We start from the raw sequence: 19,540 nt of genomic DNA, 5'->3' as shown, positions 1-19,540 counted from the left end.
CGGAAGTAGGAACTACGGAACGGCCGATTGCAGGGCCCGGTTGCCGGTTGGGCAGGAGATTTTCCCGGCCCGGGCGAGCCCATGCCGGCTGGCGCTGGGTGGCAAGAGCGGAAAGCCCGACGGCGGGGCTTGCCTGCCTGCCCCTCCATCTGTTGCCATGGGGGAACGGCCGCCTGCAGCGGCACACCCGACGTGAGGATGGTTATGGCCGGCAGCACTGGGCAGGATGAGATGCAGCAGGACGACGTGCAGCAGGGCGGCGCACGGCAGGAGGGGCCGGGGCAGGAAGACCTGGGCCTCGTCGACAAATGGTGGCGGGCCGCCAACTATCTTTCGGTGGGACAGATCTACCTCCGGTCCAACCCCCTGCTGCGGGAACCGCTGCAGGCAGAGGACACCAAGTCCCGCCTGCTGGGGCACTGGGGCACCACCCCCGGACTCAACTTCGTCTACGCCCACCTGAACCGCGTGATCCGCCGCGACTCCCTGGAGATGCTCTTCGTCGCCGGTCCCGGCCATGGCGGTCCCGCCGTCGTCGCCAATGCCTGGATGGAGGGGACCTACTCCGAAATCTATGCCCACGTGGGCAATGACGAGGCAGGCCTGGCCGAACTCTTCCGGCAGTTCTCCTACCCCGGCGGAATCCCCAGCCACGCGGCCCCGGAAACCCCCGGCTCCATCAGCGAAGGCGGGGAGCTGGGGTACTCCCTGGCCCACGCGTACGGATCGGTGTTCGACAACCCGCAGCTGGTGACCGCCGTGGTGATTGGCGACGGCGAGGCGGAAACCGGTCCACTGGCCGCCAGCTGGCACTCCCACAACTTCCTTGATCCCGCCGTGGATGGTGCCGTCCTGCCCATCCTGCACCTGAACGGCTACAAGATTGCCAACCCCACCATCCTGGCCCGGATGCCCCAGGACCAGCTGGAGCAGCTGCTGCGCGGATACGGGCACCAACCGTACTTCGTCACGGTGGCGGACCCGGACGACACCGAAAAGGCGCACCGCGATTTCGCCGGCGTCCTGGACCGGTGCCTGGCGGATATCAAGGCCATCCAGGATGCCCACCGGCAGGACGCTTCCGGTGAAGAGGCGGGGGAGGGCGGACACCGCTGGCCCCTGATCGTGCTGCGCTCGCCCAAGGGCTGGACCGGACCCCGCATGGTTGACGGGCTGCAGGTGGAAGGCACCTGGCGGGCCCACCAAGTGCCGCTGTCCGAGGTCCGCACCAACGGCGAGCACCTGAAGCAGCTGGAGGAGTGGCTGCAGTCCTATCGGCCGGCGGAACTGTTCGACGGCGACGGCCGGCTCCGGCCCGACGTCGCCGAAGGTGCGCCCACGGGCGACTTCCGCATGAGTGCCACACCGCATGCCAACGGCGGATTGTTGAGGCGCGCGCTGAAGCTGCCCGCCTACCGCGACCACGCCGTGGAGGTTCCCAGCCCGGGCACCGAGCGGGTCAGCCCCATGGTTACGCTCGGATCCTGGATGCGGGACGTGATTGCGCAGAACATGGATAACTTCCGGCTGTTCGGCCCGGACGAGACGGCCTCCAACCGGCTGCAGAACGTCTATGAGGTCACCGACAAGGTGTGGCAGTACAGGATCGACGACGTCGACGAGCACCTTGCGCGCTCCGGCCGGGTCCTGGAGGTGCTGAGCGAGCACCTGTGCCAGGGCTGGCTGGAGGGGTACCTCCTCACGGGCCGGCACGGCGTCTTCAACTGCTACGAGGCCTTCGTCCACATTGTCGACTCCATGTTCAACCAGCACGCCAAATGGCTGAAGGTCTCCCGGAAGCTGCACTGGCGGCAGCCGGTGCCCTCCCTGAACTACCTGCTGTCGTCGCACGTGTGGCAGCAGGACCACAACGGCTTCTCGCACCAGGACCCCGGCTTCATCGACCACGCCGTGAACAAGAAGGCCGAGGTCATCCGGGTCTACCTGCCGCCGGACACCAACACCCTGCTCTCCGTCATGGAGCACTGCCTGGCCTCCACGGACTACGTGAACATCGTGGTGAGTGGGAAGCAGCCCTCACCCACCTGGCTCGGTCCGGCCGATGCCGCCAACCATTGCCGCCGCGGCCTGGGGATCTGGACGTTTGCCGGTTCCGAAGTGCCCGGCGAGGAGCCCGACGTCGTCCTGGCCTGCGCCGGTGACGTCCCCACCGTGGAGACCGTGGCGGGCGCCGAACTGCTCCGGAAGGGCGCGCCCGGACTCAAGGTGCGGGTGGTGAACGTGGTGGACCTGATGCGGCTGCAGGACGACAGCGAGCACCCGCACGGCCTCCCCGGCCATGACTTCGACGGGATTTTCACCGCCGACAAGCCGGTCATCTTCGCGTACCACGGCTACCCGGCGCTGATCCACCGGCTGGCCTACCGGCGGACCAACCAGCAGGGCCTCCACGTGCACGGCTATAAAGAAGAGGGGACCACCACCACACCGTTCGACATGGCCATGCTCAACGGAATCGACCGGTTCACCCTGGCTATCGACGCGATCGACCGGGTACCCGGCCTGGCTGAGAAGCACTCGCTCCTGCGCCAGGACCTGCAGGACCGCCGCAACCGGGCGCGCGAGCACACCCGCACCCACGGCGAGGACCCGGAGGAGATCCGGAACTGGAAGCTGGGCGGCTGACCCCCACCTAGTTGCGGAGTTCGTCCAGCGTGCAGGAGGGCAGGTGGATCCAGCCCTCGCTGCGCGCTGCCTGCGCATGGGAACCGTCCGGCAAGAGCGTACGACGACGGGCGGCGGCCCGGGCGGTCAGGGAAGCGATGACGGCGTCGAAGAAATCGTCCGAGCCGGCCAGCGTGCCCCGGTGCCTGCCCAGGTCCAGCCATGGCGCCTGCTCTTCGAGGGCCGCCAGCAGGAGGCCGAGGCGTTCGGCTTCCGGGACGCCCCGGCCCTTGTAACCGCGCCCGTTCAGGCCCCAGATCTTCAGGGATGCTGCCGGGTAGACCTCGGCCAGGCGTCCTGAGCCGTCACGCGCCTGTGGGCCGTGCAGGGCGGCGATCTTTGCCTGGATCACGGCGCAGCGCATGGCAGGATGGGCCAGCCGGTCGGCGGAGACGCTGAGCGGAATCAGCCCGGTTTCGCGCGTGACGAAGCGGTCGGTGTCCCGGTAGGCGAGCAGCCTCCGGCCGGCAATTCCGTCGTACTCGAGGACGGGATCGGCGTCGAAGTTCAGGTGGCCGGTAAGGAACGGGATCAGCGCGTCGGGCCAGCCCACCGGACAGTCGACGCCGGTCATGTCGCAGGAGCCGAACAGCTCCACGATGTCCTGGTCGTCCACGTCCAGGGCCAGGTGGGTGAGCCGGGCCGCATCTGGCTCCCACTCGATCACCGCGACGGCGGTCTTCCTGGTGGCCGCCGCCAGGTCCACGCCCAGCGTTTTCACGCTCTCAGGCTGCCTGATACTGCAGGACTCCGGTGATGCCGCCGGACTTCCCAAGGTCGGCGCCGCGGGCGAAACCGGCCCACAGGGCCCGCACCTTCCGGCCAGCCGCCTCCACGTCCTCCCAGCGGGCGCCGGCGATCAGTCCCACCCCGTCCCATGTTTCCCTGGTGCCGAGCAGCAGGGGCAGGTCCACGGTGTGGGCCGCGCCAAAGATGTTGCCGGGGGCATGCCAGGTCAGGAGGTACCGGTGGGCTTTTCCGCCCGCTTTGGCGTGGCGCCGGGCGAACCGGCGCGTTGCCCGGCCGTACACGGTTTCGGTGACCACCCAGTCGATGGCACGCACGGCGTGCTGACCCACCAAGGGGATACCGGCCAGCCGCATCAGTCGAGGGCTGCGGGGAAGGAACAGGCGGGCCTCCTCCGAGGTATGGCCGATCAGCACCTCGATGCCGGGCGCCGTCCGGTCCCACGCCGCTTCGATCCCGGCTTCCTCCGGGAGTGGATCGTGCCCGTACTGTGTGCCAAAGGGCATGGCGGCCAGCATGCCGAACTTTTTGGCCACCTGGGTGACCTGTTCCTCGACCGCCACCACGTCCATGGCCGGTGTCTGTTCGGTGACCGATTCGGCGGCGATGCCCATGGCGTGGTTCATTTTGGCCCGCCCGCGGGTGATGCCCAGCGGTGCACTTTGGATGATGGCGCGCTGGAAGAGGGTGGGCGCCTCGGGTGTGGCCATCAGGTGGGCGATCGCGTCACCACCGGCGGACTGGCCGAATGCGGTGACCCGGCGGGGGTCGCCGCCAAAGGCCTGGATATTCCGCTGCACCCACCGGAATGCCTCCAATTGGTCCAGGAGCCCCAGGTTGCCGGGACGTCCCGCGGGTGTGGCCAGGAACCCGAACAGCCCCAGCCGGTAGGTCACGGAGACCACGATGACGCGGTTCTCGGCCACCAGCCGGGCGGGGTCGAAGATGGCCAGGTCCCCGGAGCCGGTGGTGTAGGAGCCGCCGTGGATCCAGACCATGACGGGCAGTTTTTCGTCCGGCCTGACGTCGCCGGGCATGGTGATGGAAAGGTTCTGGCAGTCCTCGCTCCCCGGAAGCTCCCCGTATCTGGTGCCCAGGACGTCGTCGAGGAACGGCACGGGCGCCTGGGGGCAGGCAGGGGAGAGGGACGTGGCGGACAGCTCGGAGGTCCAGTCCGGGACCTGCACGGGCGGCTGGAACCGGGCGGCCTCGGCGTACGGGATCCCTGTGGCGCGGATAACCTCGCCGTCCCGCCAGCCGGCGACAGGGCCGCAGGGCGGATGGAACAAGAGCTGGGAAGTCAGTGCTGGCTCAGAACTCACAGCCCCACGATTCCACAGATTTACCTTTGTGGGGACAACGACAAATCCCCGCCTCCCGGACCTATCCCCCTTGCATGAAGCGGGGACTTGTCCGGCAGACGGGGATTCAGGGCCTGGCCGCCCTAAGGCGGGGGCCGGTGGAACCAGTGCGCCGGTGGAACCAGTGCGACGTGGAACTAGTGCGACGCGGGCACGTAACGCTTGATGGAGGCTTCCAGCTCGGCTTCGGCCGCGGCGCGGTCGCCCCAGCCCTCGGCCTTGACCCACTTGCCGGGCTCCAGGTCCTTGTAGCGGGTGAAGAAGTGCTCGATCTCCTTGATCAGGAATTCGTTGACGTCGCTGACTTCCTGGATGTGGTCAAAGCGGGCATCCACGGGGACGCAGAGGATCTTGGCGTCCCCGCCGCCGTCGTCCGTCATGTTGAAGACACCGATGGGGCGGGACTCGACGATGACGCCGGGGTGCAGGTCGAAGTCCTGCAGGAGCACCAGCGCGTCCAGCGGGTCGCCGTCCTCGCCGAGGGTGTTTTCGAAGTACCCGTAGTGCGTGGGGTACTGCATTGAGGTGAAGAGGACGCGGTCCAGGCGGACACGGCCGGTCTCGTGGTCAACTTCGTACTTGACGCGCGATCCCTTGGGGATCTCGATGGTCACGTCGTGCTTCATGGAATGCTCCTCGGCAATTGCAGGGGGTGCGCGGCACACTTGACGGGCCCACAAAAAAGAGTGTCGGTGCCGCCGACTACTATTGAGGATATAGCGAGAGGCCCTGGAATCAGGAACTTGTGGGGAAATTTCAGGACTTGAGGACCAGCACCAGCATGACCAAAACAACCGGCCAGGAACCGTTGCGCGCGCACCGGTCCGGGCGCCCCGGCAGCCCTGGCCGGACCCCCGCGGTAGGGCCGCGCAAGCCCTGGCCGCTGGCCCTGGCGGCCTTGATCCTGCTTGTCCTCGCCCTCCCGGGAGCCCTGCTGGTGGCCCCCGGATTCCTGGGCCCAGGGTTCTTTGGTGCGGCTCCCCAGCCCGCCCCGGCGCCTCCAGCCTGGCAGCAGGCCCCCGCCACCCTGTACGCCCCGCAGGCGCTCGCCCCGCTTCAGCAGTCCGCCCCAGTGCCCCTTCCGTCAGCGGTGGCAGCCCAGGTGGACCCGGCATTGAAGGCCGACGGCGGCGGTACCTTCACCGGCATGGTGCAGGACGCGCTCACGGGCCAGGTCCTCTTTGACCGGGGCGGCGCGGAAAGCCGGGTGCCGGCGTCGAACCTTAAACTGCTGACGGCGGTGGCCGCACTGCGCACCCTGGGGCCGGGCCACCGCTTCGCCACCAAGGTGGTGCCGGGCCCCGCCGCCGGGCAGGTGGTGCTGGTGGGCGGCGGCGACGTCCTCCTGGCCGCCGGGGAGTCGAAGCCGGACCAGGTTATGGGCCACGCCGGCCTTGCCACCCTTGCCGCCCTTACGGTGCAGGCCCTGCAGGCCGCCGGAACCACGGGAGACATCAAGGTAGTGGTGGATGACTCCCTCTTCACCGGCGCGGCGTTGAATCCGGCCTGGCAGAGCGGCGACGTGGAGGCGGGCGAAATAGCGCCGCTGTACCCCCTGGCCCTCAACTCTGCACGCTTCGACCCCGCCGTCACCACCGGCCCCCGGCCCCAGGATTCCGCCATAACCGCCGCGGAGGAGTTCGCGGCCCGGCTCCGTGCGGCAGGTGCCGGGGCCGGCCTCACCGTGGCGGCCGGCGTCGAACGCTCACCCGGCGCGTCCCAAGCCGCCGCCCCAGCCCTGGCGGCCGTCCAATCGGCCACCGTGGCTGAGCAGGTGAACCTGATGCTGCAGGTATCTGACAATTACCTTGCCGAAACCATGGGCCGGATGGCCGCGTTGGCCACCGGCCGGCCCGGAAGCAATGACGGTGCCACGGCCGTGGTCGCGGCCGAACTCGCGGCAGCGGGCATCCCCTCTGACGCCGTGAAGCTGGTGGATGTGTGCGGGCTGGCCATGGGCAACCAGGTTGCGGCCCGCCAGTTCACTGACGTGGTGCGGGCCATCACCACCGGCGCCGACACCAGGCTGCGGGCCGCCCTGGACGGCTTTCCGGTTGGTGGCCTGTCAGGAACCCTGGACACCCGCTACGGGGATGCCACCACGTCCGGCGGTGCCGGCCTGGTTCGCGCCAAGACCGGGACACTGAACACCGTTCTGGCGCTGAGCGGATATGTGGTGGACTCCGACGGGCGGCTCCTGGTCTTCTCCTTCATCGGCAACGGCCTGACCCCGGGCGCGGCCGGCAACAAGGAAGCCCTGGACCGGGCCGCCACGGCGCTGGCAGGCTGCGGCTGCCGCTAGCACGGCTGCCATTGGTACTCCATGAGGGGGGATTCTTCCTGCACTTCCAACGTGCCGGCCTGGACTGGGACGGCGCTTCTGGCCTCCTGTGCCGGGGCTGTGCAAGTTCGCCGGTCAGCGAACTTAAGGACGATCCCCATCCTGCTGTGTTCTGATGGGAACCATGGAGTCCACTGCGCGCGAATCCGCATCGACGTTGTCCCCAACAGCCCAGTCCCTGATCAACTGGGACCTCGCTGCGTCTGCCGCAGCGCGGCTGGCTCCCGCCGGGCCGGAGCTCGATGAAAAGGCCATCGGGGAAGCGGTGGACAGCCTTCGACGGCTGGCGGACGCTTCCGTTCCGCACGTGCACGACATCACCGGCCTGGAGGCGGCGCGCGACCTTCGCGATTCCTCGGTGCTGGTGGTGGACCGAGCGTCCTGGGCCAAAGCCAACACGCAGAGTTTCGCGGTGATGCTCAAACCCGCAATGCAGAAGATGCTGGACAGCCGCCGCGGAAGCCTCAGCCCCGCTGCCGCCCAGGTCAGCGGCGCCATCACCGGCGGTCAGTTGGGCGCCGTGCTTGCCTTCCTGTCCAGCAAGGTCCTGGGCCAGTACGATCCCTTCGCGGCGCTGGCAGAAAACTCCACGGCTCCCGCGGCCGGCCGGCTCCTGCTGGTGGCCCCCAACATCGTGTCGGTGGAACGGGAACTCAACGTCACGCCCGAGGACTTCCGGCTCTGGGTCTGCCTGCACGAGCAAACCCACCGTGTCCAGTTTGCGGCCGCCCCCTGGCTGCGGCACCACATGCTGGAACAAATCGACGAACTCAGCGGCCACCTGCTGGGCAACGTCGACACCCTGATGGAGCGCGCCACCGCTGCTGCCCGCTCCCTGAAGGACCGCTCCGCCACCGGAAACACTCCCGGCCGCGGCGCAATCCTGGACCTGCTGCAGGATCCGGAGGAAAAGGCCGCCATCTCGCACCTCACCGCCGTCATGAGCCTCCTCGAAGGGCACGCCAACGTGGTGATGGACGCCGTCGACGCCAGCATCGTCCCGTCCGTGAAGACCATCCGGCAGCGGTTCAACGACCGCGGCAAGGACCGGGGCGTGATCGAGAAGTTCATCCGCAGCCTCCTGGGCCTGGACGCCAAGATGCGCCAGTACTCCGACGGCGCCCGCTTCGTCCGGGCCGTGGTGGACGTGGCCGGAATGGACGGCTTCAACAAAGTCTGGGAGTCCGTGGACCACCTGCCTACCGAGCCCGAAATCCACGACGCCAAGCTGTGGCTTGAGCGGATGGGTCACTGATTGACGGACACACCTGTACCCGGGACTGAGTGGCCTGCCGGCACCGCCGGGCCACGCAGCGGACGGCGCCGGCCCGGAAGGCTCGCGCCCGTCGTCGGGACTGCGCGCAGGATGCTGCAAAACGCGCTCGCCGATGCCGGATATCCCGGCCACGTCGTCGTGGCGTGCAGCGGAGGCCCCGATTCCCTGGCGCTGGCCGCCGTCGCTGCGTATTTTGCCCGGCGCGGGCATGTGGACGGACGCCCAATGACCGTGGGAGCCGTGGTGGTGGACCACCAGCTGCAGGAGGGGTCCGGCGACATTGCCGCGCGCACCGCCAAGACCCTGGAGGAGCTGGGCCTTTCACCGGTTGAGATCCGCACGGTCACGGTGGCTGGTGCCGGTATGGGCCCAGAGGCCGCCGCACGCGAAGCCCGGCACGCCGCGCTCGAAGCCGCCGCGGCGGGACAGGGCGCCGGCGCCATCCTGCTGGGCCACACGCTCGACGACCAGGCGGAGCAGGTACTGCTGGGCCTGGCCCGGGGCTCCGGCTCCCGCTCGCTCGCGGGCATGCGGCCGTCCCGGGCAGGCGCCGGAAACAGTGTCCTGCTGCGCCCGTTCCTCGGCCTGCGCAGGGCGGACACCGAGGAGATCTGCGCGGTGGAGGACCTGGATCCCTGGCACGATCCCACCAACGCCGATCCCGCCTTTGCACGCTCCCGGACCCGCGTGGAGGTCCTTCCGCACCTCGAGGAGAACCTGGGCCCCGGGGTTGCCGAATCCCTGGCCCGGACCGCCGCCATCCTGCAGCTTGACGCCGACTACCTGGAGGCTGTGGCGGAAAGCACCTTCGCCTCCCTGGTGGAGCGGGACGGCGGCGCACTGGCGCTGCCCGAGGAGGCGTTGCGTGCCCTGGCCCCGGCCATCAGGTTCCGCGTGATCGCCAAGGCAGCGGCCGACGTCGGCGGCCAGCAGCCCAGCTACCAGCGCCTTTTGGCGGCGGAAGCGCTGCTGCGGCGCCAGGGTTCGGCGGGTCCGGTGGAGCTTCCCGGCGGCGTCAGCGTGTACCGGCTGTCGCTGGCACAGCTGGAGGGATCAAAGGACGCCGGCGTGCCGGGTGCCCAGGGCGGCCCCGGTTCTGTTCCCCGCGAACGGGCGCGCTGTGGGAAGCTAGTATTCCGGTCCCAAAAACCGCCCGCAAAATAGTCGCACCCCGCATCTAAACAGGAGCCATTGGTGGATTCAAACGACGTCCAGGCAGATCTCAAGCACGTTCTCTACACCAAGGAGCAGATCCAGCAGCGGATCACGGAGCTCGCTGCGCAGATCGACAAGGACTACGAAGGGCGCGAGATCCTCCTGGTGGGCGTGCTCAAGGGCGCCGTCATGGTCATGGCTGACCTTGCCCGCGCACTCCACAGCCACATCTCCATGGACTGGATGGCAGTGTCCTCCTACGGTTCGGGCACCCAGTCCTCGGGCGTGGTACGCATCCTGAAGGATCTGGACACCGACCTGATGGGCAAGGACGTGCTGATCGTCGAGGACATCATCGACTCCGGCCTCACCCTGTCCTGGCTCAAGACCAATCTGGAGTCCCGCGGCACCGCGTCCGTGGAGATCTGCACGGCGTTCCGCAAACCCACAGCCGCCAAGGTGGAAATCGACGTCAAGTACGTCGGTTATGACATCCCCAACGAGTTCGTGGTGGGTTACGGCCTGGACTACGCCGAAAAGTACCGCAACCTTGACTTCGTGGGCACCCTGGCCCCGCACGTCTACGAGTAAGCGGCGGCCGCACACTCCGCCGCCGTACTCCGGTAAAACCGCGCCATGTGGGCAACTCCTGGGCTGTCCCGGCACTGCTACGCCCACAGGGAACTTTTGCTTTTCGCTATGCGTGATGTACTCCGGACGGTGTATAGCTAGAAGCTGACGCAGCACCATCACGCGCGCAGACTACTCGCCGTGAAGCACTACCGGAAGGGACGGGGCCAGCCCCCGAACAGATGAAAGCTAAGAACTTCTTCAAAGGCCCGGGCATCTGGATCGTCGTTGTGGTCGGTCTGCTCCTGGTGGCCTTTGCAACGCTCGCCCCCGGCGGTGCCGCCCGCATCGATACGGACAAGGGCCTGGAACTGCTCTCCGCCAACAAGGTGGAGCAGGCCAAGATCTTCGACGGCGAGAACCGCGTTGACCTCACGCTGAAGGACAACCTGCAGGTGGACGGGCAGGACAAAGGCAAGAGCGTCCAGTTCTTCTTCGTTGACGCCCGCGCACAGGACGTGGTGAAGGCTGTCACCGACGCCAAGCCGGCCCAGGGCTTCACCGACCAGCCGATTGAAAGCAACTGGTTCTCCGGCCTGCTCTCCCTCCTGATCCCCGTCATCCTGCTGGGTGCCCTCTTCTGGTTCCTGATGACCCGGATGCAGGGCGGCGGCTCCAAGATCATGCAGTTCGGCAAGTCCAAGGCCAAGATGGTCAGCAAGGACATGCCGCAGGTGACCTTCGCCGACGTCGCAGGCGCGGACGAGGCCGTCGAGGAACTGCAGGAGATCAAGGAATTCCTGCAGGAGCCTGCCAAGTTCCAGGCCGTTGGCGCCAAGATCCCCAAGGGCGTGCTGCTGTACGGCCCGCCCGGCACCGGCAAGACGCTGCTGGCCCGCGCAGTGGCCGGTGAGGCCGGCGTCCCCTTCTTCTCCATCTCGGGCTCGGACTTCGTGGAAATGTTCGTCGGCGTCGGCGCATCCCGCGTCCGCGACCTCTTTGAACAGGCCAAGGCCAACTCGCCCGCCATCATCTTCGTGGACGAGATCGACGCCGTTGGCCGCCACCGCGGTGCAGGCATCGGCGGCGGCAACGACGAACGCGAGCAGACCCTCAACCAGTTGCTGGTGGAGATGGACGGCTTCGACGTCAAAACCAACGTGATCCTCATCGCCGCCACCAACCGGCCCGACGTCCTGGACCCGGCACTGCTGCGCCCCGGCCGTTTCGACCGCCAGGTTTCGGTGGAGGCGCCGGACCTCATTGGCCGCGACCAGATCCTGCAGGTGCACGCCAAGGGCAAACCGATGGCGCCCGGCGTCGACCTGAAGGGTGTGGCGAAGAAGACGCCCGGCTACACCGGCGCAGACCTTGCCAACGTCCTCAACGAGGCCGCACTGCTCACCGCGCGCTCCAACGCCAACCTGATTGACGACCGCGCCCTGGACGAGGCCATTGACCGCGTCATGGCCGGCCCGCAGAAGCGCAGCCGCGTCATGAAGGAACACGAGCGCAAGATCACCGCCTACCACGAAGGCGGCCACGCCCTGGTGGCGGCAGCCCTGCGGAACTCGGCTCCGGTCACCAAGATCACCATCCTTCCGCGCGGCCGGGCCCTGGGCTACACCATGGTGGTCCCCGAAAACGACAAATACTCCATCACCCGCAACGAACTCCTCGACCAGATGGCCTACGCCATGGGCGGGCGCGTTGCCGAGGAGATCGTGTTCCACGACCCTTCCACCGGCGCCTCCAACGACATCGAGAAGGCCACCGGCACTGCCCGCAAGATGGTCACCGAGTACGGCATGAGCGAACGCGTCGGCGCTGTCCGCCTGGGCCAGGGCGGCGGCGAACCCTTCCTGGGCCGCGACGCCGGCCACGAGCGCAACTACTCGGACCAGATCGCCTACGTGGTGGACGAGGAAGTGCGCCGGCTGATCGAGCAGGCCCACGACGAGGCTTACGAGATCCTTACCGAGAACCGCGACATCCTGGACATCCTGGCCCTTGAGCTGCTGGAGCGCGAAACCCTCAACCAGTCCGAGATTGCCGACATCTTCCGCGACGTGCGCAAGCGCGACTTCCGCGAAGTGTGGCTGTCCAAGGAAACCCGTCCTGTCCAGATGTCAGGCCCCGTGGAGTCCCGCCAGGAAAGGGCGGAACGCGAGGCGCAGGAAGAGGCAAAGAAGGCCCGGCTGGACGAGCCTTTGGACGCCCAGCCGCCGCACTCGCAGGGCGTTCCGGAGGACGCTCCGTTTCACGGAGGCACCTCCGACTCGGGGCCTGACACCCTTCGCGGCTAAGCTTTCCCTGTGACTTCTTTCGACGACGACGACGTTCCCGCCTCCGCCGTACACCTGGCGGAGGACGGATCCCACCATTCGAAACGCGAAAAGGTGGACCGGCCGAGGATCGAGGCGGCCGTCCGCGAGATCCTCCTTGCCATTGGCGAGGACCCGGACCGCGGCGGCCTGCGCGACACCCCGAAGCGGGTTGCGAAGGCGTACGCCGAGGTCTTCGCGGGACTGCACCACGATCCTGCTGACGTGCTGTCCACCACCTTCGACCTGGACCATGAGGAACTGGTCCTGGTCAAGGACATCCCGTTCTACTCCACCTGCGAGCACCACCTGGTGCCGTTCCACGGGGTGGCCCACGTGGGGTACATTCCGTCCCACGACGGCAAGGTCACCGGGCTGAGCAAGCTGGCCCGCCTGGTGGACATCTACGCCCGCCGCCCGCAGGTGCAGGAGCGCCTCACCACTGAAATCGTCGAAGCGATGGTCCGCTACCTCAAGCCCCGTGGCGCCATCGTGGTCGTTGAATGCGAACACATGTGCATGTCGATGCGCGGTATCCGCAAGCCCGGAGCGAAGACCGTCACCAGTGCGGTCCGCGGGCAGCTTCATGACCCGGCCACCCGTGCCGAAGCCATGAGCCTCATCCTCGGAAGGTAACTACAGACCATGGATTCACTCGCTGCAGCCCCTGGAACGGGGCCCGCAACCTCCCCGCTGCCCATCCTGCGCAAGCCCCGCCCGGCCGCGCGCTTCGAAGGCCTGCCCACCGACCGCACCCTGGTCATGGGAATCCTCAACGTCACCCCCGATTCCTTCAGCGACGGCGGGAAGCACGCCACGGCGGACACCGCCATCGCCGCCGGCCTGCGGATGTTTTACGCGGGTGCGGACATCATCGACGTCGGCGGCGAATCCACCCGGCCCGGCGCTGACGACGTCAGCCCGGAAGAAGAACAGCGCCGCGTCCTGCCGGTGATCGAGGCCCTGGTGAAGGCCGGCGCACTGGTCAGCATCGACACAACGCATGCCTCGACGGCGGCAGCGGCGGTAAAAGCCGGCGCAGCTATCATCAACGACATCTCCGGCCTGAGCATCGAGCCCGAAATGGCCGAGTTCGTGGCGGCCTCCAAGGTGCCGTACGTCCTCACCCACCGCCGTGGGGACGCCCGTACCATGAACTCCCTCGCCGAGTACACGGACGTTGCCGGTGAAGTGGTGGCCGAGCTGGCAGGAGTCCGCGACAAGCTCTACGCCGCCGGTGTCAGCCAGGAACAGATCATCATCGACCCCGGCCTGGGGTTCGCCAAGAATGACGCCCAGAACTGGGAACTGCTGCAGAACCTGGACCAGCTGGACAGCCTGGGCCACAAGGTCCTGGTGGGCGCTTCCCGCAAGCGCTTCCTCGGCACCCTGCTCACGGTGGCCGGCAAGTCCGCCGCCCCGGAGGAACGGGACGGGGCCACAGCGGCGATCACAGCCATCAGCGCCTACCGCGGGGCCTGGGCCGTCCGCGTGCACGAGGTGGGGTCCAGCCTTGACGCCGTCAAGGTGGCTGCACGCATGGCCGCAGCATCCACGGCACAAGCCGTACCCAAAAACCAATAGGGCCGGGGGACCCATGGACAGGATTACGCTGACCGGAGTGACCGCCGTCGGCCATCACGGCGTCTTTGATTTCGAACGCCGGGAGGGCCAGCCTTTCGTGGTGGACGCAGTGCTCCACCTGGACTTCACCGAAGCGGCAAAGTCCGACGATGTCCGGGACACCGCGCACTACGGCGAGGTGGCGCAGCGTATCACCGACTGGATCTCCGGTGAGCCCCTCAACCTCATCGAGGCACTCGCGGTGCGGATCGCCGACAGCCTCCTGTCCGAATTCAAGCTCCAGGCCGTGGACATCACCGTGCACAAGCCACAGGCTCCCATCGCGGTTCCTTTCGGGGACGTGGCTGTCACCGTCCACCGGGCACTGGTCCCCGCTGGCCAGGACGGCTCCGGGGTGCAGACGTGAACGGGACCTATACCAAGGCCGTGCTGGCCCTGGGCAGCAACCTTGGTGAACGGAACGAGACCTTGACCGAGGCCGTGGGGGACCTGGTGGATCCGCCGGAGGTCCGGCTCCTTGCCGTTTCACCCATAGTCCAGACCAAAGCCGTAGGCGGCCCGGCCGGGCAGCCGGACTTCCTGAACATGGTCATCACGGTGGAAACCAGCCTGAGCCCGCAGGAACTGCTGGAACACTGCCAGGCGGTGGAGAACAAGCACCACCGCGTCCGCGAGGTCCACTGGGGGCCGCGGACGCTCGACGTCGACATCATCACCTACGGTGACCTCCGCAGCGATGATCCTGCGCTGACCCTGCCGCACCCGCGCGCCGCGTCGCGGGCTTTCGTCCTCTACCCCTGGTCGCTTATCGAACCAGCCGCCACGCTGGACGGCGAACGGATCAGCGCCCTGGCAGCCCGGGCAGAGGATTTCAAGGACCTGTCGCCGTTCGACGGGTTCGGCGACTTTGACGGCATGCCCACGGCGGGAGCGGTGGAGGAGCGATGAAGCCGATCAACCCGCTGCGCCTCCTGCTGATCTGCGTGATCCTCGCCGTGGCGGGCTGGTCAGCCACGGTAGTCACCAGCCGGTACAGCATGGCCACGCCTGTCCTGCCCGCCACAGCACTGGCCACCATGGGCGTCATTGTTGCCATCACGCTGATTCTGGGTATCCGGGTGCTGCGGTGGCGTAACAGCCTCAAGCCCAACAGCACGGCCAGGAAGACTCAGCTGGACCCCCTTCTGGCCGCGCGGACGCTGATTCTGGCACAGGCCTGCGCCTACGCTGGAACGGTGCTCCTGGGCTGGCACGTGGGCATCTTCCTGGACCAGCTGCGGATCTGGAGCCTGCGCAGCGACCAGGGCATCACCTGGCTGGCCCTGGCCATGGCCGGCGGCGGCCTGGTGATGATCGTGGTGGGGCTCCTCGTGGAGCGCTTCTGCAAGATCCCCCCGGAGGACGGCGACGCCAACAGCCTCGACGGGAAGAAGGGCCGCCCTGCCCGCGGGGAAGCCGCCGGGGAAGGCGAATATGCATACCGAGGCGATTGACCCGCCGGGTATCGCCTGGCAGCGGGTTTCACCGAAATACATCACAGTCCGCCTGGTGGAATGGGCTGTGGCCAACCTTGTCACCGTAGTGGTCCTGGCCGCTCCGCTGCTGTTTGTCCTCCTGGGCTGGTGGCGGTGGCCGCCGCTGTGGCTCGCCATCACTGTTCCGTCTGCCACGCTCCTGGCTGCCCTGTGGCGGCTGGTGCTCATTCCGCGGCAGGTCAGGGCCATCGGCTACGCCGAGCGCGACGAGGACCTGCTGATCCGGGGCGGGATCTTCTTCCAGCGCACCATGGCCGTCCCCTACGGCCGCATGCAGTACGTGGACATCGGCGTCGGACCCGTGGAACGCGCGCTGGGCCTGTGCACCGTGAAGCTGCACACCGCGTCACCCGGAACGAACGCACGCATCCCCGGCCTGCCGGCAGCGGAGGGCGCACGGCTCCGGGAACAGCTGGCCGCCCGCGGCGAAGCCAGGCTGGCAGGGCTGTGACCACTGACGGCCAGCTGCCCGGGCAGGCAGCGGTTCCGCCTGCTGCAGCCGGGCCGCAAACCAACGGAACGCCCGACGGCGAATGGCTGCGCGTACATCCCGCCTCGCCGTTCGTCCGCGGCTGGGTTGCCCTGGCAGCCATCACGTTCTTCTTCGGCCGGGACCTCTTCGAGCGGACACTGCAGGGCCAGCCCGTGTTCGAGGAGGGGTTCGCCAGGCGCGCACCATGGCTGCTGGGCGGCGGGGCCGTGGTGCTGGCCGTGGCGGTGCTGGGATTCGTGCTCACCTGGTACTTCACCAAGTACCAGGTATCCGGCGGCTACGTCCGGGTCAACAGCGGGCTCATCTTCCGCCAGCACCGGCAGGCACGGCTGGACCGGGTGCAGGCCATTGACATCGTGCAGCCCCTGCTGGCCCGGATCTTCGGACTGGCCGAACTCAAATTCGAGGTGGCCGACGCCGGCGAATCAGCGGTGCGCCTGGCCTACCTGAAGATCGATGACGCCCGCCAGCTTCGTGCCACCATCCTGGCGCAGGCTTCCGGAGCAGTCTCCAGCGCCGGTTCCCATACCGGTGCCGGCGCTGGTTCCGCCCCGGATGGTTTTTCCGGGGATTCTGCGGGGCCGGGACGCTTTCCCCAACCCGCACCCGAGGCGCCGGAAATCACTGTCCTCGCCGTGCCGCCGTCGCGCCTTCTCGGATCGCTGATCCTCAGCGAGCAAAGCGTCTTCATTGTGGTGGGCGGCATTGCGTCGGTGGTTCTGTCGGCACTGACGGACAACCGCGCGTTCTACTTCTACCTGGTGCCCGCGGCCCTGGGCCTTGCCGCCGGCTACTGGAACTATTTCAACAAGGGATTCAACTTCACCGCAGCGGTTTCGCCCGACGGCATCCGGCTGCGGTACGGGCTGCTGGACACCCAGGCGCAGACGCTTCCGCCCGGCCGGATCCAGGCGGTGAAAATCGCCCAGCCTCCGCTGTGGCGGCCGTTCGGCTGGTATCGGATGCAGGTGAATGCGGCCGGCTACGGGGTTTCCGGCAACGCCGTCGAGGGCAACACCAGGACCATCCTCCTGCCCGTCGGCAAGCTTGCCGACGTCATGGCAATGCTGTCGCTGGTCCTGCCGGACCTCGCGACGGACCGGCCGGAGCTGGTGTTCACCGCCGGGCTTGCAGGCAGGGATTCCGACGGCGGATTCGTCACCACGCCGCGCCGGGCCCGGCTGCTGGCGCCCCTCGCGTGGCGCCGGAACGGGTTCAAGTCAACGGACACGGCCCTCCTGATCCGTTCCGGGCGGTGGTGGCGTGAGCTGGTGCTGGTTCCCCATCAGCGGACCCAGTCGCTGGCCCTGCACCAGGGGCCCCTGGCACGCCGGTTCCGGGTGGCGGACCTGGTCCTGCATACAACCGCCGGGCCGGTTGTGCCGCGCCTGAGGCAGGCCGGGCTGGACGAAGCCAGGCAACTCTTCGACGACCAGTCAGCACGCGCACGGCTGGCCCGGAAGCGGCAAACCACCGAACAATGGTTGCTGCAGGTTGTTCCGGCAGTTGCGCCCACGCTGCCGGGTGGCATGCAATTGGGCGTGCAATTGCCTGCCGGGCCGACCCCTGCCGCGCCGATGTCCCAGGCGGCGGCCGGCGAAACCCGCACCCACCACCAACAGGAAGGCCAGCAGCATGGCTAAGCCCGGACGCCTCGGCGTCGGAATCATCGGTGCCGGCAAGGTGGGAGCCGTGCTTGGCGCGGCTTTGCGCGCAGCCGAGCACGCCGTCGTCGGGGTGTCGGCGGTGTCCGACGCAAGCCGGGAACGGGCTGAAGCGCTGCTGCCCGGCGTGCCCATCCTGGAAGTGCAGGACATCGTTGAGCGCGCGGAACTGGTGTTGCTGGCAGTGCCGGATGACGCCCTCCCGGGCCTGGTGGAGGGCCTGGCGAAGCTTGGGGCATGGCAGCCCGGCCAGCTTGTGGCACACACTTCCGGTCGGTTCGGCGTCGGCGTGCTGCATCCCGTCCGCGCCGCCGGTGCCATTCCATTGGCGCTGCACCCGGCCATGACTTTCACCGGAATGAGCCTGGACCTCACCCGGCTGCTGGACTGCACCTTCGGGGTGACGGCCGATGCCGCCATGCTGCCCATCGCCCAGGCGCTGGTAGTGGAGATGGGGGCGGAACCGGTTGCAATCGCCGAGGCGGACCGGACGCTTTACCACGCTGCCCTGGCGCACGGCTCCAACCATTTGGTGACCCTGGTGGCGCAGGCGTCGCAGCTCCTGCGGGAGGTTGGCGTGGAGGCGCCCGAACGCATGCTTGGTCCGCTGCTGAGGGCCACGCTGGAAAACGCGCTGGCCTCAGGGGAGTCTGCGCTGACCGGCCCGGTGGCCCGCGGGGACGTGGGGACGGTCCGTGCCCATGCGGAGGCTTTGCGGGAGTTCGATGGCGGCGGGCACGGTGATGTGCTTGAGGCCTACCTTGCGATGGCGCGGGCCACTGCCCTCAGGGCAGAAGGACGTGGACTGCTGAAACCTGACCAGCTGAAGGGGCTGCACGAGGCCCTCGATCCAAAGGAGGACTGAATGTCCATTCAACTCGTCAAAACCGTTCACGAACTGCACGCGGAAAGCGCCAGGCTCCTTGGCGCCAGGCGCGGGACCTCGCAGGGCCTGGTGCCCACCATGGGCGCACTCCACGAAGGCCATGCCGCTCTGGCGCGCACCGCCGTCGAGCACAATGACGTTGTGGTGGCCAGCATCTTCGTCAACCCCCTGCAGTTCGGCGACGCTGTGGACCTGGACCGCTATCCCAGGACGCTGGACGCCGACCTTGCGCTGCTGGAGGAACAGGGTGTTGACCTGGTGTTCGCGCCGTCCGTGGAGGAGGTTTACCCCGGTGGGGAGCCGTTGGTCCGGATTACCTCCGGCCGCCTGGGGGAGAAGTGGGAGGGCGCTTCCCGGCCCGGACACTTCGACGGCGCCCTGACCGTTGTGGCAAAACTGCTGCACTACGGAATGCCGGCAGCGGGCCTTCCTTCCGGTTCCACTGACGGGGCTTCACAAGCAGGCGGCCTGCCGGCGTACCGGGCCTACTTTGGGCAGAAGGACGCACAACAGCTGGCCCTGGTCCGGCGGATGGCTGCCGACCTGAACTTTCCGGTCGAGATCGTCGGCGTGCCCACGGTCAGGGCGGAGGACGGCTTGGCGTTGTCCAGCCGCAACCGCTTCCTGTCCGACGCCGAGCGGGATGCCGCGCTTGTTCTGTCCAGGGCCCTGCGGCTGCTGGAGGAGCGGGCAAACGCGCATGAGCCGCTGGACCTGGACTCCGCGCTGGCGCTTGTGAGGTCCCAGCCACTGGTGGAACTGGACTACTTCGAGGTAGTGGATCCGGGAACCCTTGAACCGTTGGCCGAGAACTGCCGCGAGACTCCCTTCCGGGGTGAGGCCCTGGCGCTCATCGCCGCCAAGGTTGGCCCGGTGCGGCTGATCGACAATATGCCGCTCAGTTCCTGACTTCTTGTTT

18 protein-coding genes are annotated in these 19,540 nt (G+C 67.9%); 15 read left to right on the top strand and 3 right to left on the bottom strand.

Annotated features, from left to right (window positions below; all coding sequences use genetic code 11):
* The first annotated feature begins 204 nt into the window (after nt 1-204).
* The gene (locus tag ACV095_RS19695; protein WP_478222538.1) at nt 205-2,646 is read left to right on the top strand and encodes a phosphoketolase family protein; all 2,442 of its coding nucleotides are present in this window, start codon (nt 205-207) and stop codon (nt 2,644-2,646) included.
* A 7-nt stretch (nt 2,647-2,653) separates the two neighbouring features.
* On the opposite strand, the gene ACV095_RS19690 is transcribed toward ACV095_RS19695, so the two are convergent.
* The 3 genes from ACV095_RS19690 to ACV095_RS19680 form a co-directional block, all read right to left on the bottom strand.
* Complete coding sequence (locus ACV095_RS19690) at nt 2,654-3,406, bottom strand: DUF429 domain-containing protein (protein WP_478222537.1); 753 nt, start codon at nt 3,404-3,406, stop codon at nt 2,654-2,656.
* Nucleotides 3,407-3,410: 4 nt separating this feature from the next.
* Entirely contained in the window at nt 3,411-4,754 is a 1,344-nt protein-coding gene (locus ACV095_RS19685) for a carboxylesterase family protein (RefSeq protein ID WP_478222536.1), read from the bottom strand.
* Between the two features lie 176 nt (nt 4,755-4,930).
* Nucleotides 4,931-5,419 (bottom strand): inorganic diphosphatase, encoded by a 489-nt coding sequence (locus tag ACV095_RS19680; RefSeq protein ID WP_018770264.1) that lies wholly within the window; start codon nt 5,417-5,419, stop codon nt 4,931-4,933.
* 155 nt (nt 5,420-5,574) lie between these two features.
* Here ACV095_RS19680 and dacB point away from each other — a divergent pair, with 155 nt between their 5' ends.
* The 14 genes from dacB to ACV095_RS19610 all read left to right on the top strand — a co-directional run bounded on the left by dacB (nt 5,575) and on the right by ACV095_RS19610 (nt 19,530).
* The gene (gene dacB / locus ACV095_RS19675) at nt 5,575-7,095 is read left to right on the top strand and encodes a D-alanyl-D-alanine carboxypeptidase/D-alanyl-D-alanine endopeptidase (RefSeq protein ID WP_478222535.1); all 1,521 of its coding nucleotides are present in this window, start codon (nt 5,575-5,577) and stop codon (nt 7,093-7,095) included.
* Between the two features lie 163 nt (nt 7,096-7,258).
* Nucleotides 7,259-8,389, top strand: coding sequence for a zinc-dependent metalloprotease (locus ACV095_RS19670; protein WP_224084497.1), 1,131 nt, complete (start codon nt 7,259-7,261; stop codon nt 8,387-8,389).
* A 111-nt stretch (nt 8,390-8,500) separates the two neighbouring features.
* Nucleotides 8,501-9,574 carry a tRNA lysidine(34) synthetase TilS gene (gene tilS, locus ACV095_RS19665; RefSeq protein ID WP_478223484.1) on the top strand — a complete coding sequence of 358 codons (1,074 nt, stop codon included), beginning with the start codon at nt 8,501-8,503 and terminating at the stop codon, nt 9,572-9,574.
* 30 nt (nt 9,575-9,604) lie between these two features.
* Nucleotides 9,605-10,156 (top strand): hypoxanthine phosphoribosyltransferase, encoded by a 552-nt coding sequence (gene hpt, locus ACV095_RS19660; RefSeq protein WP_018770260.1) that lies wholly within the window; start codon nt 9,605-9,607, stop codon nt 10,154-10,156.
* 221 nt (nt 10,157-10,377) lie between these two features.
* On the top strand, nt 10,378-12,441 hold the full coding sequence (ftsH, locus tag ACV095_RS19655) for an ATP-dependent zinc metalloprotease FtsH (protein ID WP_478222534.1): 2,064 nt from the start codon (nt 10,378-10,380) through the stop codon (nt 12,439-12,441).
* Nucleotides 12,442-12,450: 9 nt separating this feature from the next.
* Nucleotides 12,451-13,095 carry a GTP cyclohydrolase I FolE gene (gene folE, locus ACV095_RS19650; RefSeq protein ID WP_018770258.1) on the top strand — a complete coding sequence of 215 codons (645 nt, stop codon included), beginning with the start codon at nt 12,451-12,453 and terminating at the stop codon, nt 13,093-13,095.
* A gap of 9 nt (nt 13,096-13,104) precedes the next feature.
* On the top strand, nt 13,105-14,043 hold the full coding sequence (gene folP, locus ACV095_RS19645; RefSeq protein ID WP_018770257.1) for a dihydropteroate synthase: 939 nt from the start codon (nt 13,105-13,107) through the stop codon (nt 14,041-14,043).
* A 13-nt stretch (nt 14,044-14,056) separates the two neighbouring features.
* Nucleotides 14,057-14,449, top strand: a complete 393-nt coding sequence (gene folB, locus ACV095_RS19640) for a dihydroneopterin aldolase (RefSeq protein WP_043425107.1) — start codon at nt 14,057-14,059, stop codon at nt 14,447-14,449.
* Entirely contained in the window at nt 14,446-14,991 is a 546-nt protein-coding gene (gene folK, locus ACV095_RS19635) for a 2-amino-4-hydroxy-6-hydroxymethyldihydropteridine diphosphokinase (protein WP_018770255.1), read from the top strand. Before folB ends, folK begins: the two co-directional genes overlap by 4 nt.
* On the top strand, nt 14,988-15,536 hold the full coding sequence (locus tag ACV095_RS19630) for a DUF3180 domain-containing protein (RefSeq protein WP_018770254.1): 549 nt from the start codon (nt 14,988-14,990) through the stop codon (nt 15,534-15,536). Before folK ends, ACV095_RS19630 begins: the two co-directional genes overlap by 4 nt.
* On the top strand, nt 15,517-16,029 hold the full coding sequence (locus tag ACV095_RS19625) for a PH domain-containing protein (protein ID WP_018770253.1): 513 nt from the start codon (nt 15,517-15,519) through the stop codon (nt 16,027-16,029). The genes ACV095_RS19630 and ACV095_RS19625 overlap by 20 nt, the downstream gene beginning before the upstream one ends.
* Entirely contained in the window at nt 16,026-17,714 is a 1,689-nt protein-coding gene (locus ACV095_RS19620; protein WP_478222533.1) for a PH domain-containing protein, read from the top strand. Before ACV095_RS19625 ends, ACV095_RS19620 begins: the two co-directional genes overlap by 4 nt.
* Nucleotides 17,707-18,600: a Rossmann-like and DUF2520 domain-containing protein gene (locus ACV095_RS19615; protein ID WP_018770251.1), complete on the top strand. Its 894-nt coding sequence runs from the start codon at nt 17,707-17,709 to the stop codon at nt 18,598-18,600. Before ACV095_RS19620 ends, ACV095_RS19615 begins: the two co-directional genes overlap by 8 nt.
* The gene (locus tag ACV095_RS19610) at nt 18,601-19,530 is read left to right on the top strand and encodes a 4-phosphopantoate--beta-alanine ligase (protein ID WP_134165309.1); all 930 of its coding nucleotides are present in this window, start codon (nt 18,601-18,603) and stop codon (nt 19,528-19,530) included. It begins immediately after the preceding gene.
* Nucleotides 19,531-19,540 lie beyond the last annotated feature (10 nt).

This window comes from Arthrobacter sp. JDC6, assembly GCF_056484025.1.
Note: the sequence above shows the minus strand (reverse complement) of the source record. Positions and strands in the feature narration are given on the sequence as shown.